General features: G+C 53.1%; 11 protein-coding genes and 2 rRNA genes. 10 read left to right on the top strand and 3 right to left on the bottom strand.

The annotated features are described in order from the left end of the window. Positions 1-221: 221 nt before the first annotated feature. Positions 222-3,098, top strand: a 23S ribosomal RNA gene (locus B9Z32_RS00300). A 156-nt stretch (positions 3,099-3,254) separates the two neighbouring features. Then, a 5S ribosomal RNA gene (rrf, locus tag B9Z32_RS00295) occupies positions 3,255-3,367 on the top strand. A gap of 63 nt (positions 3,368-3,430) precedes the next feature. On the opposite strand, the gene B9Z32_RS00290 is transcribed toward rrf, so the two are convergent. Together B9Z32_RS00290 and B9Z32_RS00285 are read right to left on the bottom strand one after the other, a co-directional pair. Beyond that, positions 3,431-4,372: an MBL fold metallo-hydrolase gene (locus B9Z32_RS00290; RefSeq protein WP_233248001.1), complete on the bottom strand. Its 942-nt coding sequence runs from the start codon at positions 4,370-4,372 to the stop codon at positions 3,431-3,433. An 18-nt stretch (positions 4,373-4,390) separates the two neighbouring features. Then, on the bottom strand, positions 4,391-6,079 hold the full coding sequence (locus B9Z32_RS00285; protein ID WP_108419443.1) for an AMP-binding protein: 1,689 nt from the start codon (positions 6,077-6,079) through the stop codon (positions 4,391-4,393). Between the two features lie 182 nt (positions 6,080-6,261). Between B9Z32_RS00285 and B9Z32_RS00280 the strand changes: the two genes are divergently transcribed. Genes B9Z32_RS00280 through B9Z32_RS00245 form a run of 8 tightly spaced genes read left to right on the top strand, consistent with a single transcriptional unit; the run spans position 6,262 to position 14,875 of the window. Continuing rightward, positions 6,262-6,933, top strand: a complete 672-nt coding sequence (locus B9Z32_RS00280; RefSeq protein ID WP_108419442.1) for a GNAT family N-acetyltransferase — start codon at positions 6,262-6,264, stop codon at positions 6,931-6,933. 48 nt (positions 6,934-6,981) lie between these two features. Further along, positions 6,982-7,860: an HlyC/CorC family transporter gene (locus tag B9Z32_RS00275; protein WP_108419441.1), complete on the top strand. Its 879-nt coding sequence runs from the start codon at positions 6,982-6,984 to the stop codon at positions 7,858-7,860. Then, on the top strand, positions 7,860-9,566 hold the full coding sequence (gene lnt / locus B9Z32_RS00270; RefSeq protein ID WP_108419440.1) for an apolipoprotein N-acyltransferase: 1,707 nt from the start codon (positions 7,860-7,862) through the stop codon (positions 9,564-9,566). The genes B9Z32_RS00275 and lnt overlap by 1 nt, the downstream gene beginning before the upstream one ends. Before the next feature lie 47 nt (positions 9,567-9,613). Then, positions 9,614-10,528 (top strand): glycine--tRNA ligase subunit alpha, encoded by a 915-nt coding sequence (gene glyQ, locus B9Z32_RS00265; protein WP_108419439.1) that lies wholly within the window; start codon positions 9,614-9,616, stop codon positions 10,526-10,528. Between the two features lie 14 nt (positions 10,529-10,542). Continuing rightward, positions 10,543-12,675 carry a glycine--tRNA ligase subunit beta gene (glyS, locus tag B9Z32_RS00260; protein ID WP_108419438.1) on the top strand — a complete coding sequence of 711 codons (2,133 nt, stop codon included), beginning with the start codon at positions 10,543-10,545 and terminating at the stop codon, positions 12,673-12,675. Next, positions 12,672-13,235 carry a D-glycero-beta-D-manno-heptose 1,7-bisphosphate 7-phosphatase gene (gene gmhB / locus B9Z32_RS00255; RefSeq protein WP_108419437.1) on the top strand — a complete coding sequence of 188 codons (564 nt, stop codon included), beginning with the start codon at positions 12,672-12,674 and terminating at the stop codon, positions 13,233-13,235. The genes glyS and gmhB overlap by 4 nt, the downstream gene beginning before the upstream one ends. Beyond that, on the top strand, positions 13,232-13,996 hold the full coding sequence (locus B9Z32_RS00250; RefSeq protein WP_108419436.1) for a 1-acyl-sn-glycerol-3-phosphate acyltransferase: 765 nt from the start codon (positions 13,232-13,234) through the stop codon (positions 13,994-13,996). The genes gmhB and B9Z32_RS00250 overlap by 4 nt, the downstream gene beginning before the upstream one ends. A gap of 24 nt (positions 13,997-14,020) precedes the next feature. Next, positions 14,021-14,875, top strand: a complete 855-nt coding sequence (locus B9Z32_RS00245; protein WP_108419435.1) for a M48 family metallopeptidase — start codon at positions 14,021-14,023, stop codon at positions 14,873-14,875. Between the two features lie 27 nt (positions 14,876-14,902). On the opposite strand, the gene B9Z32_RS00240 is transcribed toward B9Z32_RS00245, so the two are convergent. Next, a complete protein-coding gene (locus tag B9Z32_RS00240) occupies positions 14,903-16,021 on the bottom strand; it encodes an MBL fold metallo-hydrolase (protein ID WP_108419434.1) in 1,119 nt (372 codons plus the stop codon). Positions 16,022-16,054 lie beyond the last annotated feature (33 nt).

The raw sequence follows: 16,054 nt of genomic DNA, 5'->3' as shown, positions 1-16,054 counted from the left end.
GTTTAGTGCAGACCGTGCCCTTAATGACGAGATTTTTGATTGCGTCAAAACGAATATTCAAACCTAGTTTGAATTAGTAATATTGAATAAAGACATTGAAGCAAGCAGCAATGCTTGTAACAAACTTTGTTCGCATTACGGCATAACGCGTCAGGTGAAAGACCTGACATTCAGTCCTTGAAATAAACGATGGATTCTCGAAAGAGAAGTCAAAGTTATAGGGTCAAGTGACTAAGAGCACATGGTGGATGCCTTGGCAATGATAGGCGACGAAAGACGTGAAAGCCTGCGATAAGCTTCGGGGAGCTGGCAAATAAGCTTTGATCCGGAGATTTCTGAATGGGGAAACCCACCCTTAGGGGTATCGCATACTGAATACATAGGTATGCGAGGCGAACCGGGTGAACTGAAACATCTCAGTAGCTCGAGGAAAAGACATCAACCGAGATTCCGAAAGTAGTGGCGAGCGAAATCGGAAGAGCCTGTTAGTGATAGCACGATCTTTAGCAAAACAGTCTGGAAAGGCTGACCGTAGGGGGTGATAGTCCCGTATGCGAAAAGGAACGTGTGGTACTAAGTTAACGACAAGTAGGGCGGGACACGAGAAATCCTGTCTGAATATGGGGGGACCATCCTCCAAGGCTAAATACTCATCATTGACCGATAGTGAACAAGTACCGTGAGGGAAAGGCGAAAAGAACCCCGGGAGGGGAGTGAAATAGATCCTGAAACCGTGTGCTTACAAAAAGTAGGAGCCCGCAAGGGTGACTGCGTACCTTTTGTATAATGGGTCAGCGACTTACATTCAGTGGCAAGGTTAACCGAATAGGGAAGCCGTAGAGAAATCGAGTCCGAATAGGGCGTCATAGTCGCTGGGTGTAGACCCGAAACCAAGTGATCTATCCATGGGCAGGATGAAGGTGCCGTAACAGGTACTGGAGGTCCGAACCGACTAATGTTGCAAAATTAGCGGATGACCTGTGGATAGGGGTGAAAGGCTAAACAAACTTGGAAATAGCTGGTTCTCTCCGAAAACTATTTAGGTAGTGCCTCAAGTATTACCGACGGGGGTAGAGCACTGTTTTGGCTAGGGGGTCATGGCGACTTACCAAACCAAGGCAAACTCCGAATACCGTCGAGTACAGCTTGGGAGACAGAGCACCGGGTGCTAACGTCCGGACTCAAGAGGGAAACAACCCAGACCGCCAGCTAAGGTCCCTAAAATTGGCTAAGTGGGAAACGAAGTGGGAAGGCTAAAACAGTCAGGATGTTGGCTTAGAAGCAGCCATCATTTAAAGAAAGCGTAATAGCTCACTGATCGAGTCGTCCTGCGCGGAAGATGTAACGGGGCTAAGCCAGTTACCGAAGCTGCGGATTTGCAATTTATTGCAAGTGGTAGGAGAGCGTTCTGTAGGCCTGTGAAGGTGTCTTGTAAAGGATGCTGGAGGTATCAGAAGTGCGAATGCTGACATGAGTAGCGTTAAAGGGGGTGAAAAGCCCCCTCGCCGTAAGCGCAAGGTTTTCTACGCAACGTTCATCGGCGTAGAGTGAGTCGGCCCCTAAGGCGAGGCAGAGATGCGTAGCTGATGGGAAACAGGTCAATATTCCTGTACCGATTACAAGTGCGATGTGGGGACGGAGAAGGTTAGCTCAGCCAACTGTTGGATATGTTGGTTCAAGCCTGTAGTCATGCCCGGTAGGCAAATCCGCCGGGCTTAGATGAGGGGTGATAAGGAGTGTGCTTGCACACGAACTGAGTGATACCCTGCTTCCAGGAAAAGCCACTAAGCTTCAGCTTGTAACGACCGTACCGCAAACCGACACTGGTGCGCGAGATGAGTATTCTAAGGCGCTTGAGAGAACTCTGGAGAAGGAACTCGGCAAATTGATACCGTAACTTCGGGAGAAGGTATGCCCCTAGTAGGTGAACTCGAACAGAGGGAGCCCAATGGGGTTGCAAAAAATCGGTGGCTGCGACTGTTTAATAAAAACACAGCACTCTGCAAACACGAAAGTGGACGTATAGGGTGTGACGCCTGCCCGGTGCTGGAAGATTAAATGATGGGGTGCAAGCTCTTGATTGAAGTCCCAGTAAACGGCGGCCGTAACTATAACGGTCCTAAGGTAGCGAAATTCCTTGTCGGGTAAGTTCCGACCTGCACGAATGGCGTAACGATGGCCACACTGTCTCCTCCAGAGACTCAGCGAAGTTGAAATGTTTGTGATGATGCAATCTCCCCGCGGAAAGACGGAAAGACCCCATGAACCTTTACTGTAGCTTTGTATTGGACTTTGAACAGATCTGTGTAGGATAGGTGGGAGGCTTTGAAGCCGGAACGCTAGTTTCGGTGGAGCCAACGTTGAAATACCACCCTGGTGTGTTTGAGGTTCTAACCTAGGTCCATTATCTGGATCGGGGACAGTGCATGGTAGGCAGTTTGACTGGGGCGGTCTCCTCCCAAAGTGTAACGGAGGAGTTCGAAGGTACGCTAGTTACGGTCGGACATCGTGATAATAGTGCAATGGCATAAGCGTGCTTAACTGCGAGACTGACAAGTCGAGCAGATGCGAAAGCAGGACATAGTGATCCGGTGGTTCTGTATGGAAGGGCCATCGCTCAACGGATAAAAGGTACTCTGGGGATAACAGGCTGATACCGCCCAAGAGTTCATATCGACGGCGGTGTTTGGCACCTCGATGTCGGCTCATCTCATCCTGGGGCTGTAGCCGGTCCCAAGGGTATGGCTGTTCGCCATTTAAAGAGGTACGTGAGCTGGGTTTAAAACGTCGTGAGACAGTTTGGTCCCTATCTTCCGTGGGCGCTGCAGATTTGAGGAAGCCTGCTCCTAGTACGAGAGGACCGGAGTGGACACACCTCTGGTGTATCGGTTGTCACGCCAGTGGCATTGCCGAGTAGCTAAGTGTGGAAGAGATAACCGCTGAAAGCATCTAAGCGGGAAACTCGTTTCAAGATGAGATCTGCCGGGGCCTTGAGCCCCCTAAAGAGTCGTTCAAGACCAGGACGTTGATAGGTCAGGTGTGGAAGCGCAGTAATGCGTTAAGCTAACTGATACTAATTGCTCGTGCGGCTTGACCCTATAACTTTGATCGCTTGATTGGCAACAATCAGGTTCACGATCAAGGCTGTTATGCCAAGTTTGACGCATTCAAAATATGGCTGAAAAGCCGATCTAATTCGAACTCTGTGAATTTGTTTTCTTGACCGTGGTGGTCAAGAGAGCGCAAAGGTTTTGCCTGATGACCATAGCGAATTGGTACCACTCCTTCCCATCCCGAACAGGACAGTGAAACGATTCAGCGCCGATGATAGTGCGGGTTCCCGTGTGAAAGTAGGACATCGTCAGGCTCTTATAGCGAGAAACGCCCCATAGAAATATGGGGCGTTTTTTTTCGTCTATTTTTTCTACTGTTACAAATTGACAATCATGTTGTCTTGTATAGCAAGCGCCTGGCTACGTTGCAAATCTTTCAAGAGATCCTCAACCCAATCTTGCACGCTCAGATGGGATGCATGCGTTTGATGCAGGCTTTGAATGTAGCGAATGCCAGTTGCCCAATTCATAAAGTCGGCACTTGCAACCTGGTTCAATTCCAACAATTTGTATTTCAACAAAACCTTGGCGCCATAGCGCGCATGTTTTTCTGGGTTTTGAACAAACCCATCTAGCTTTTTTCTAGCCACAGCCAAGGCGCTTCCAACATTTTGAAAAATAGCACCATGACCTGGAATGATCCACTTGGCTTGAAGTGACTCTATCAAATCAAGAGTTTGGCTTACTTCATCGAATGCAGACACGCCTTCCAACTCCGGAAACACCACACCAAAGCCATTGGCCCACAAGGCATCCGCAGAAATCAAGATGCGCTGCGAAGCTTCAAACAAAATAACGGAGTGTGGGTCGTGCCCAGGCGCTGCCAAAACCTGCCAATCTAAATTGGCGAGTTGAAGAACTTGCCCGTGCTGCAACAAAGCATCGAAATGAAAGCGCGGGCAAAGTTGTCCCGTGGGTTGATAGCTCAATGCGGCTTCATCCCAAACAGCCACCGCTTTTGATTCGCCTGGGGGAATGTGCGTTTTGATGTTGGGGTAATGCGCCTGCAAAATGGCATTGCCACCACAGTGGTCACTGTGCAAGTGGGTGTTCACCAAGCAATCTAAGGGTCTGCCATTCAATGCGTTTTGCACCAGCATCAAAGTTTGCGACTGATGTGTCACATAGCCACTGTCAACCAAGGTGGCCGAATGCTCATCGGTGAAAAGGATGTTGTTGGCAGACAGCCAGCCCCGCTCAAAAACTTGCAGCCCGGCGATGTTCAGCGATTGATCGGGTGCCAATCTATGAAGCCTCAATGAATTTAAACAAGGGGCTCAGTGGGTATTGGTTCTGAGTTCGCGCCGCAAAATTTTGCCAACGTTGGACTTGGGCAATTCATCTCTGAACTCAATGTACTTGGGTCGCTTGTAGCCGGTGAGGTTGTCGTGGCAATACTTGGCCACGGCATCTTCTGTCAGCATGCTGTCGCCGCGCACCACAAAGACCTTGATGGCTTCGCCCTGCATGGTGTCTGGAATACCAACGGCAGCACACTCCACCACACCGGGGCAAAGAGAAATGACGTTTTCCAACTCGGAGGGGAACACGTTGAAGCCGCTCACAATGATCATGTCTTTCTTGCGATCGACAATTCTGAAAAATCCTTTTTCGTCCATGATACCCACGTCGCCCGTGCGCATGAAACCATCGGGCGTGAAGGCTTTGCGTGTTTCTTCCTCTTGCTTGTAATAACCCACCATGACGTTGGGACCGCGGATGCAAATTTCACCCGACTCGCCTTGGGCCAAGCTCTTGCCATCGTCGTCTTTGATGGCCATTTCGATGCTGGGCAAAGGCAAGCCAATGGAGCCGCTGAATGAAGTTTGCGTAACCGGATTGTTGGTACCAATGGCACAAGTTTCACTCATGCCCCAGCCTTCAATCATGGCGCTGCCTGTGGCAGCTTGCCAAGCACGGGCCGTGCCTTCGGAGGCTGCCATGCCGCCCGCTTGGGTAAGACAAAGATTTGAGAAATCGATGGTCTTGAACATGGGGTGCTGCATCAAGGCATTGAACAAAGTGTTAACGCCAGGCAGCAGGTGGAAGGGCCGCATTTTGAGGGTTTCAATGAACTTGGCAAAGTCGCGTGGGTTGGGCACCAATGTGAGGTGCGAGCCTTGGCGAATGGCCAAAAAGCAAAGCGTCAATGCGAAGATGTGATACAGCGGCAGTGCGGCAATGCTATTGACTTTGCGCAAATCGGGCAGACGTTGCAGGGCCGGCGCAAACCAAGTTTCGGCTTGCAAAATGGCCGCCACAATATTGCGGTGAGTGAGCACGGCACCTTTCGACAAGCCGGTGGTACCGCCGGTGTATTGCAAGAAAGCAATGTCATCCAGCGACTGCGACACCGACTTGAAACTCATGTTGCGGCCAGCCGCAATAGCTTGCTTGAACGAGGTCACTTGGTGCTTGTCGCTCAGGGGCAATTCAAACTCCGGCACCATTTTGGCCAAATGCCGAACCGCAAAGGTGATCCAGCGGCCATAAAAAGGACCCAACAAATCGCCCATCGATGCCAACACGGTGTGCTTCACTTGGGTGTGTTCAATCACTTCGCTCAAGGTTGAAGCAAAGTTTTCCAAAATGACAATGGCCGTTGCGCCGGAGTCTTTCAATTGGTGTTGAAGTTCACGCGCCGTATACAAGGGGTTGACATTCACGCAGGTGTAGCCGGCACGCAAAATGGCCGCCATGGTGACTGCAAACTGAGGAATATTGGGCAACATCAAGGCAATTCGATCGCCAGGCTGAAAGCCTTGGGCCTGAAACCAAGCGCCCATGGCTTGCGAGAGTTGGTCTAACTCCCGATAGGTCATCCACGTTTCCATGCACACAGAAAACGGGGTATCGCCATGCTTTTGAAAGGCTTGATTGAGCAAATCGGTCAATGAACCATATTCATTGGGGTCGATCTCGTGCTTTACGTTGGCGGGGTAATTCTTCAGCCAAATCTTGTCCATGTACTGCTCCTCGGAATACGAACATTGTCGTCAATAAGAAGTGCTGTTGCCATGAGGCATTACCCCTGACAGGGATTGCAAAAGGCTATTTTTGTCCACTGAGCGACAAGCAACATCAAAGCCCAAATTGCGCTAACGCAAAGACAATATGGCAGAGTTGTGCAAGAATTCGGGTAAACCCTATGTCTCGACTCACTTTGTTCACCCAATCACTCTGGCGCCGCTGGATGCGATGGATCCCTGTGCGCATTTTGAGCGTCAAGCACCGACCCAAAATCAGTGCGCATTTGAAAAGCTTGGATCCACACGACAGGTATTTGCGTTTTGGCTACCCTGCCACAGACGAACAAATAGACCTTTACGTGGAAAAACTCAATTTTGGTCGGGATGACATCTATGGTGTTTTCAACCGGCGCTTGGAAATTGTGGCCATGGCCCATTTGGCATTTTCGGTCGATCCCCAGTGGACCACCTGTGCCGAATTTGGGGTCTCTGTCGATCAGAAAATGCGCGGCCGTGGCTTGGGCGCGCGTTTGTTTGAGCGCGCTGTGGTGCACGCCCGCAATGAGGGCGTTGCCTTGTTGTTCATCCATGCCTTGAGCGAAAACACCCCCATGCTCAAAATTGCCCGAAAAGCGGGCGCTCGGGTGGAGCGCGATGGCAGTGAAAGTGATGCTTACCTCACCCTTCCCGTGGCCAACATTGACAGCCAAGTGAACGAAATGATTGAGGAGGGAATGGCCGATTTGGACTTTCAAATCAAGGCTCGCGCCAAGCAGTTTTCCCAAGTTCTGCAGACATTACAGGAAGTTCGAAAAGGGGTTAGGGAATCTCGTCACAAATCTAGCGTTTAATCCGCTATCCTAGAGGTTCTGCAACAACGGCGCCATGCCAATCCACCTGTGTCCGACCCCCACCCTGCGCGTTTGAACGAACGAGAAGACAAACGCTCATTTCTCCAAAAACTGGCTGAGTTTCTTCACCCCGGTCCCGACTCCAAAGACGAGCTCATCGAGACGCTGGTCGAAGCCGAAGACAACAAGATCATCAACGCGCAAAGTCGCTTCATGCTGGAAGGCGTGATTCGCATGGCAGACATGACGGCCGGCGATGCCATGGTGGCCGCACCGCGAATGGATTTGCTGTCTATCGATGCGCCCTTTGACGAACTGCTGCACCAAGTCATTGACACCGCACATTCGCGTTTCCCTGTGTATGAAGACGACCGCGAAAACATCATTGGCATCTTGATGGCCAAAGATTTGTTGAAGCTGCAGCGCGCACCCGAACTCAACATTCGTGCTTTGCTCAGGCCTGCCGTGTTTGTGCCCGAGAGCAAAGGCCTGAACGATTTACTCAGGCAGTTTCGCGACAACCGCCAGCACCTGGCCATCGTCATTGATGAGTTTGGCCGCACCGCAGGTTTGATCACCATTGAAGATGTGCTCGAAGAAATTGTGGGCGAAATTGAAGACGAGTTTGACATTGAAGAAGAGGCCGGCGACATCTTCGGCTTGGCCGATCAAACCTACCGGGTGAGCGGCGACACCTCACTCGAGCGTGTGTCGGAAGCCTTTGGTGTGCAGCTCAACCCCGAAGTCACAGACGAAGAAAATCACCACTTTGACACCATCGGTGGACTGGTGGCCCACGAGATGGGCCATGTGCCCAAACGCGGTGAAAAGTTCAGCTTGTCGGGCTTGGATTTTGTGGTCTTGCACACGCGCGGTGGCGCTGTGCGTTGGTTCAAAGTCTCACCCACTTCCAAATTGAAAAAATAATGAGCATGTGGCGCCTGGCCCTGTCAGTTGTTGCGGGTGTGGTGCATGGTTTTTCAATGGCGTGGCCTGCCTCTGTGTTGGGCAATGCATTGGGCATGGCCAGCCTAAGCTCAGGCCTTTTGCAGTGTTTCAGTTTGGGCGTGTTGGCAGCGCTGTTGTTGCAATTGGCAACGCATGACGCTGATGCAAGCCACCATTTTCCAGGCTTTCAAGCGTCACGCCCCAGGCAATCGGCATGGCGCCAAGGTGCATTGCTGAGTGGCTTGTTTGCATGCAGTGCCATGGCCGCCACCTGGGGCTGGTTGTATGTGTCGATGCACCGCTATGGCGGCATGCCTTCTTGGCTTGCCGCATTGGCTGTGCTGCTTTTGGCTGCAGCGCTGTCGCTTTATTTTGCGATTGCAGGTGGTGTGTGGGTAGCCTTGTTTCGGCGTTTTATGTTGTCTGGTCGACTGAGCAAAACGCTGCCCGAGTTCAGGCAAGCATTGGCAGGCCTCGTGCTGTTCAGTGCCCTTTGGACTTTGGCGGAGCTGTGCCGCGGCCAACTTTTCACGGGCTTTCCTTGGGGCGCCGGCGGCTATGCGCACCTTGAAAGCACCTTGGCTGCTTATGCCCCGTGGATTGGGGTTTATGGCATTGGCGCAATTTCTGCCGGCGTGGCCATGGGGGTGCCGCTCCTCATTTCAAGCTTCATGGCCGGTCGAACACAGGCCTGGCTCGTCCTGTCATTAAGCTTGCTTCTGGTGGCGGTACTGATGCCAATGGGCCTTCAACATGCAGCGCACCAATTCACACAAGCTGCTGGCACCCTGAAAGTGCGACTGCTTCAAGGCAATATTCCGCAAGACGAAAAATTCATTCCGGGGCAAGGCGTGCAGCAAGCACTGAGTTGGTATGCCGAGCAGCTGCTGGCCAATTCGGAGCCTCTGGTGGTCACACCAGAAACCGCCATTCCTGTTTTGCCTCAACAGCTTTCGCCTGCCTACTGGGAAGTGCTGAAACACAAATACGCACCCCCCAATGCACCCTCGCAGTTGTCCACCACACCGCAAGCTGCGTTGGTGGGTATTCCCATGGGTGGGCCTGGCGTGGGCTACAGCAATTCTGTGATGACACTGGGCCCAGCAGACGTGAATTACCGCTACGACAAACACCACTTGGTGCCCTTTGGTGAATATGTGCCGCCCTTTTTTCAGTGGTTTGTGCGCATGATGAACATGCCCTTGGGTGAATTTGCGCAAGACCGCCCGCCCTCCAGCGTTTTCAAGTGGCAAGGCCAGCGTTTGCTGCCCCAAATTTGCTACGAAGATTTGTTTGGTGAAGAAGTGGCAAGCTACTTTGCCAAGCCCGAAGAGGCGCCCACCGTTTTGGTCAACATGAGCAATTTGGCCTGGTTTGATGACACCACGGCCATTGCGCAGCATGTGGCCATTTCGCGCATGCGCGCTATGGAGTTTGAAAGACCCATCATTCGTGCCACCAACACAGGATTAACGGGTTGGGTCGATGCGCAAGGCGCATTGCGCGAGGCCTTGCCTCCCTTCATGCGGGGCGCTTTGGTCATTGAGTTTGAGGGCCGCTCGGGCCTCACGCCCTACGCCCAGTGGACCTCGCGGTGGGGCTTGGCGCCACTTTGGTGGCTTTGCGCTGCAATTGTTCTGGTTTTAGGTGCGTTTTCTCGGCGCTCTGGCACGCGGGAGCTTTAAAATCAAGGGTTGCCGCCGCTGTTCGGGGGCGTTCTCATTTTGAAGCCATGTTGACCTTCCAACAAATTATTTTGAAATTGCAGTCCTACTGGGACGCTCAAGGTTGTGCGCTGTTGCAACCCTATGACATGGAAGTGGGTGCAGGCACTTCGCACACCGCCACGTTTTTGCGCGCCATCGGGCCCGAGCCTTGGAAGGCCGCCTATGTGCAGCCCAGCCGCCGTCCTAAAGACGGTCGCTATGGCGAGAACCCCAATCGTTTGCAACACTATTACCAATACCAAGTGGTGCTCAAGCCCGCGCCTTCCAACATTTTGGATTTGTATTTGGGCTCTCTTGAAGCCTTGGGCTTTGATCTCAAAAAGAACGACATTCGTTTTGTTGAAGACGATTGGGAAAACCCAACGCTTGGCGCTTGGGGTTTGGGTTGGGAAGTTTGGCTCAACGGCATGGAGGTGACGCAGTTCACTTACTTCCAACAAGTGGGCGGCATCGATTGCAAACCCATCACCGGCGAAATTACCTATGGCCTTGAGCGCTTGGCCATGTACTTGCAAGGTGTCGACAACGTCTACAACCTGAAGTGGACCGACACACTCAGCTATGGCGATGTGTACCACCAAAACGAAGTGGAACAATCGACTTACAACTTTGAACACTCTGATGCTGAGTTTTTGTTCACAGCGTTTTCTGCTTACGAAAAACAAGCGCAGCATCTCATTGCCGAGCAGCTGGCATTGCCCGCTTACGAGCAAGTGCTCAAAGCCGCGCACACCTTCAACTTGCTCGATGCGCGTGGCGCCATCAGCGTCACAGAGCGCGCGGCTTACATTGGCCGCATTCGCAATTTGGCGCGCGCAGTGGCGCAAAGTTATTTTGAAAGCCGCGAGCGTTTGGGCTTCCCCATGGCACCACGCGAGTGGGTCGAACAGCTCAATGCTTTTAGCAAGAAGGCTGCCTGAAGGCAAGAATCAAAATGACACATCAAAACCTTCTTGTTGAATTGTTTGTCGAAGAGCTGCCACCCAAGGCACTCAAAAAATTGGGCGAGTCTTTTGCCAATGTGCTGTTTGAACAACTGCGCGATGCAGGACTGACTGGTGCCAATGCCGTGGTCACGCCTTATGCCTCACCGCGTCGTTTGGCTGCACACGTCACGCAAGTGGCGGCCCAAGCGGCCGACAAAGCGGTGCAACAAAAACTCATGCCCGTCTCGGTGGGCTTAGATGCCAGTGGCAACGCCACTCCCGCATTGCTTAAAAAATTGCAGGCCATTGGTGCCGATGTTTCAAATCCTGCTGCGCTGGTGGCGTCGCTCAAGCGCGCACCCGATGGCAAAGCAGAAGCTTTGTTCTACGACAGCGTGGCCAAGGGCGCCACACTTTTGCAAGGTTTGCAAAAAGCCCTAGACGAAGCGCTTGCCAAGTTGCCCATTCCCAAAGTGATGACCTACCAGTTGGAATCCGATTGCGAATTGCCAGGCTGGACCAGTGTCAACTTTGTGCGCCCCGCGCATGGCTTGGTGGCATTGCATGGCAGCCAGGTGGTACCCGTTAAAACATTGGGCTTGAAGGCGGGTCAAACCACCCATGGCCATCGTTTTGAAGCCAATGTGTCGCCTTTGATCATTCAAGATGCCGACAGCTATGCCGCCACCTTGGCGCGCGACGGCGCCGTCATTGCCGGCTTTGCCGAGCGCCGCGCAGAGATTGTGAAGCAACTCAATGCTGCGGCTGCCAAAGTGGGCGGCGGTGCCAAAGCCATTGAAGATGAAGCCCTGCTAGATGAAGTGACGGCCTTGGTGGAGCGCCCCAATGTGCTCACCTGCGAATTTGAAAAACAGTTTTTGGAAGTGCCGCAGGAATGTTTGATTTTGACCATGAAGGCCAATCAAAAATACTTTCCACTGCTCACCGCAGAAGGCAAGCTTACGCACCAGTTTTTGGTGGTGAGCAACATTTCGCCCGCTGATGCCAGTGCGGTCATTGGCGGCAACGAGCGCGTAGTGCGCCCGCGTTTGGCCGATGCCAAATTTTTCTTCGACCAAGACCGCAAGAAAACCTTGGCCTCGCGCGTTGAAGGCCTCAACAAAGTGGTTTATCACAACAAGCTGGGCACACAAGGTGAACGCATGGCGCGTGTGCGCGGCATTGCCAAAGCCTTGGGTCAAGCCTTGGGCGGTAACGAGCTGGCGCTAGCGGCCGACACAGCCGCGCAGTTGGCCAAAACCGATTTGCTCACCGACATGGTGGGCGAGTTTCCAGAACTGCAAGGCATCATGGGCGGCTACTATGCGCGCCACGATGGTTTGAGCCATGACATTGCCAACGCCATTGAAGACCACTACCGTCCGCGCTTTGCGGGCGACGAATTGCCGCGCAACACCGTGGGCTTGGTGGTGGCGCTGGCCGACAAACTGGAAACCTTGGTGGGTATGTTTGGCATTGGCAATTTGCCCAGTGGCGACAAAGACCCCTTTGCATTGCGCCGCCATGCCTTGGGCGTCATTCGCATGCTCATGGAAAAAGATTTGGCGCTCGATTGGCGTCAGTTGCTGGCGCTGGCGGTGCCTGTGTTTGGCGACAAAATCACCGACCCATCAGAAGCCTTGACCACCTTCTTGTTTGATCGACTGTCGGGCTCATTGCGCGAGCACGGTTACAGCGTTCAAGAGGTCGATGCCGTGTTGGCTTTGCATCCTGCCCGCTTGGGCCAAATTCCCAAACTGCTTGCTGCCGTACGCGCATTTGCGGCCTTGCCCGAAAGCCCTGCCTTGGCCGCGGCCAACAAACGCATTGGCAACATTTTGAAGAAGGCCGATGAAGTGGATGCGCATGTGAATCCTGCGCTGCTCAAAGAAACAGCCGAGCAAGATTTGCATCAAGCCATGCAGCGCTTGCTGCCAGAGTCAGAGGCTTTGTTCAAGGCTGGCGATTACACCGGCTCGCTGCAAACCTTGGCTGCTTTGCGCTCACCGGTCGATGCCTTCTTTGATGACGTCATGGTGAATGCCGAAGAAATGGATGTACGCTTGAACCGCCAAGGCTTGCTCAAGTGTTTGCATGTGGCCATGAACCGTGTGGCCGATTTGTCGCGACTGGTGTCATGAAACTTGTCATTCTCGATCGCGATGGCACCATCAACTATGACTCTGATGAGTACATCAAGAGCCCTGAAGAGTGGCGTGCGCTGCCGGGCGCCTTAGAAGCCATCAGCCGCTTGAACCATGCGGGCTACCACGTGGTCATTGCCACCAACCAATCGGGGCTGGGCCGTGGCCTCATGGATGTGGCTGCACTGAACGCCATTCACAAACGCATGAACAAGCAGCTTGCGGCAGTGGGTGGCCGGGTCGATGCTATTTTTTATTGCCCGCACGCGCCCACAGACGCATGCACATGTCGCAAACCCATGCCAGGCTTGCTTGAGCAAATTGCAGAGCGATTTGGTTTAGACCTGCAAGGCGTGCCCTTTGTGGGCGATAACCTGAACGACATGAAGGCGGCAGAAGCTGCTGGCTGTGTGCCGCACTTGGTGTTAACGGGCAAGTCGGAAACCTTGCGCGGCCAGCCATTGCCCTCGGTATTTCCTGCTGGCACAGCGGTGCACACAGACCTGCAAGCCTTTGTCGATGCCCTCTTGAAGAAGTCACTGGAACCCGCCCTATGAACTTCATTCGTTCACTCATTCACATGGTGTGGATGACGCTCACGGTCATTCCTTGGGCTTTGGTGGTGGTGTTTGCTTCCATGTTCATGCGCAGCAGTCGTTTGTATTGGTGGTGTGTGGGCTGGCTGCGCAATGCCATCAACAGTGGCACTTTTATTTTGGGCATAGAGAACCGCATCACGGGCATGGAGAATTTGCCGCTAGGTGAAAAAGACCCGGTCATTTTGTTGGTCAAGCACCAATCCACGTGGGAAACTTTTTTGATGCCCGTCATCATGCCGCACCCCTTGGCTTATGTGTTTAAAAAAGAACTTCTCAGCGTGCCATTTTTTGGTTGGGCCATGGGGCGCTTAGACATGATTCACATTGACAGAAGTCAACGAGCACAAGCTTTTACCAAAGTAGTGACACAAGGCAAACGCCTCATGGATCAGGGCGTTTGGGTCATCATGTTTCCTGAAGGCACGCGCATTCCACGTGGCCAAAGAGGTGTTTACAAAACGGGCGGTACGCGCTTGGCCATTGAAGCGGGCGTGCCTGTGATTCCCATTGCCGTGACCTCTGCCAAATGTTGGCCTACCAAGGCCTTTGTGAAAAAGCCTGGCATTGTCGACATCTCCATTGGCAAAGCCATTTCCAGCCAAGGCCGTCAACCTGAAGAGTTGATGCAAGAGGTAGAAAACTGGATTGAGTCGGAAATGCGCCGACTCGATCCTGAGGCTTATACCGATGCTTCTACAGGCGCTAATACCCGCGCTTAAACCGACGCCTGATCTAATTCAATCATGCGCAACCCTCTTCAACTGGTCCTTGATTTTTTAAGCCCGTCACCAGAGCCTGCGCCAACTCCCCGGTCTCCTGGCGTAGTCAAGTCGCCAGCACCATCCAGCAGCGCGGTGCCCTTGTCTGACGAAGTGGCCATTGCGCACCCCAGGGCCAATCGTGAAACAGTTTTAGAGGGCATGCGCGTGGCTTATTTGTTTCAGCGTGTGCGGCGCCGCTCCATTGGTTTTGTGGTGGGGCCCGATGGACTTGAGGTGCGTGCGCCCAAATGGGTCACCTTGAAAGAGGTGGAACTGGGCCTGCAAGAGCGCGGCGAGTGGGTGCTGCGCAAGTGGGCTGAATTGCAGGAGCGCCAAAAAAACATTCGGCAAATTGAATGGCGTGAAGGTGCCAGCCTCGACTATTTGGGCGCGCCCATTCATTTGCACTTAAGCCCCCAAAACGGGCGAAGCGAATTGAACGAACAACGCCAACTGCTGCTGGCTTTGCCACACACCGCGGAGGCCTCGCAAATTAGAGATGCTGTGCAAGCCTGGTTGATGCGAGAGGCCAAAACACTGTTTGAACAAAGGCTCAATCACTTTGCCCCTTTGATGGGGGTGCAGTGGCAACGCTTGAGTTTGTCCAATGCCGGCTCACGCTGGGGCAGCGCGCGCGTTGATGGCGCCATTCGCCTGAACTGGCGCCTCATTCACTTAAAGCCTGAGGCCATAGACTACGTGGTGGTGCATGAGTTGGCCCATTTGCAAGAAATGAACCACAGCCCAGCGTTTTGGAAAGTGGTGGCCGACATCTTGCCTGACCATCTTGAGCGGCGCAAAGCTTTGCAAAAAGAGAATTTGGCGAATTGGGCTTGAGCTTCAGTTTCAGCTTCAGCTTCAGCTTCAGTTTGAAACGGTTTGAAACCGCCAAACACCTTGTTCGTCTTTGAATCTTTTCATCTTGCCTGCATGCCAAAGCGCATGCAAATGCGCTACCGATTCGCCAATGGCAAAGGTGGTTTGGTGGAAATCTAAGGGGCGCTTGAAAATGACTTTCAACATGTCGTGTGCGCTGCCAGCTCGTTCGCTGCAAGCGTCGAGTACTTCGGCCAGACGGTCTTCGTGGTGTTTGAGCAATTGGGCTGTGCGGGTGTGCACCCCCACAAATGGTCGGCCATGCGAGGGCAAAATCAAAGCGTCTGCGGGCAGCACATCAAATTTCGTCAAGGAGCGCATGAACAAGGCCAAAGAATTGGCTTCGGGCTCTTGCGCGTAAACACTCACATTGGTCGAAATTTTGGGCAAGACCATGTCGCCACTGATGAGTACATTGGCACTGCGCGAGTAAAGCGCCATGTGCTCGGGCGAATGGCCCCAGCCGCTAATGCACTGCCATGTGTGGCCACCGATTTGAATTTCGGTGCCTTCCATAAGTCGGTGGTACGACTCGGGCACCTTGGGCACCATGTTGGCGTAGTAAGACACACGCGACTGAATTTGCTGCTGGTCTGCCGGATCGTTCCAACCGTGATCTGCAAAAAATCGTTGTGTGCTAGCGCCTCCAAAATTCGAGGCGCCTGTGCTGGCGAGCAAAGCCGACTGGTATTCGGTGGCGTTCATGTACAAAGGCGCGTTGAATTGCTCACACAACCAGTGCGCCAAGCCCATGTGATCGGGGTGCATGTGGGTTACCACCACGCGCAAAATGGGCAAGCCCTTCATGGGGCCTGCAAAAACCTGGCGCCAGGCTTCTTGCGTGCCAGGGTTGGTGACGCCGCAATCGACCGCGGTCCATCCGTGTCTAAGGCCTGTCGCCGTTTCTTCGCTGTCTTTCAAGAGCCACAAATTGATGTGATCCAGCGCAAACGGCAAAGCCATGCGAACCCAGAGAATGCCAGGCGCCACTTCCAAGGCTTGGCCCAACTCAGGCAAGGTTGTGCCCAATGGAAAGCTCAAGGCGTTTTCGCCATTGAGGGTGGCAGCTGGCGCGGCTGGTGTGCTTGGAGGGGCTGTTTGTGTCATGGCAAATCTGGGTTGGGGAAAAATCCCTCAGGC

Origin of the sequence: Limnohabitans sp. MMS-10A-178, assembly GCF_003063375.1 — a bacterium.
In the GTDB taxonomy this organism is placed as follows: Bacteria; Pseudomonadota; Gammaproteobacteria; order Burkholderiales; family Burkholderiaceae_C; genus Limnohabitans_A.
This window is presented reverse-complemented; position numbering and strand designations above follow the sequence as displayed.

Excerpts from the sequence above, each read along its gene's own strand:
- B9Z32_RS00285 (WP_108419443.1), bottom strand. The coding sequence starts at position 6,079 with ATGGACAAGATTTGGCTGAAGAATTACCCCGCCAACGTAAAGCACGAG.
- B9Z32_RS00280 (WP_108419442.1), top strand. The coding sequence starts at position 6,262 with ATGTCTCGACTCACTTTGTTCACCCAATCACTCTGGCGCCGCTGGATG.
- lnt (WP_108419440.1), top strand. The coding sequence starts at position 7,860 with ATGAGCATGTGGCGCCTGGCCCTGTCAGTTGTTGCGGGTGTGGTGCAT.
- glyQ (WP_108419439.1), top strand. The coding sequence starts at position 9,614 with ATGTTGACCTTCCAACAAATTATTTTGAAATTGCAGTCCTACTGGGAC.
- glyS (WP_108419438.1), top strand. The coding sequence starts at position 10,543 with ATGACACATCAAAACCTTCTTGTTGAATTGTTTGTCGAAGAGCTGCCA.
- gmhB (WP_108419437.1), top strand. The coding sequence starts at position 12,672 with ATGAAACTTGTCATTCTCGATCGCGATGGCACCATCAACTATGACTCT.
- B9Z32_RS00250 (WP_108419436.1), top strand. The coding sequence starts at position 13,232 with ATGAACTTCATTCGTTCACTCATTCACATGGTGTGGATGACGCTCACG.
- B9Z32_RS00245 (WP_108419435.1), top strand. The coding sequence starts at position 14,021 with ATGCGCAACCCTCTTCAACTGGTCCTTGATTTTTTAAGCCCGTCACCA.
- B9Z32_RS00240 (WP_108419434.1), bottom strand. The coding sequence starts at position 16,021 with ATGACACAAACAGCCCCTCCAAGCACACCAGCCGCGCCAGCTGCCACC.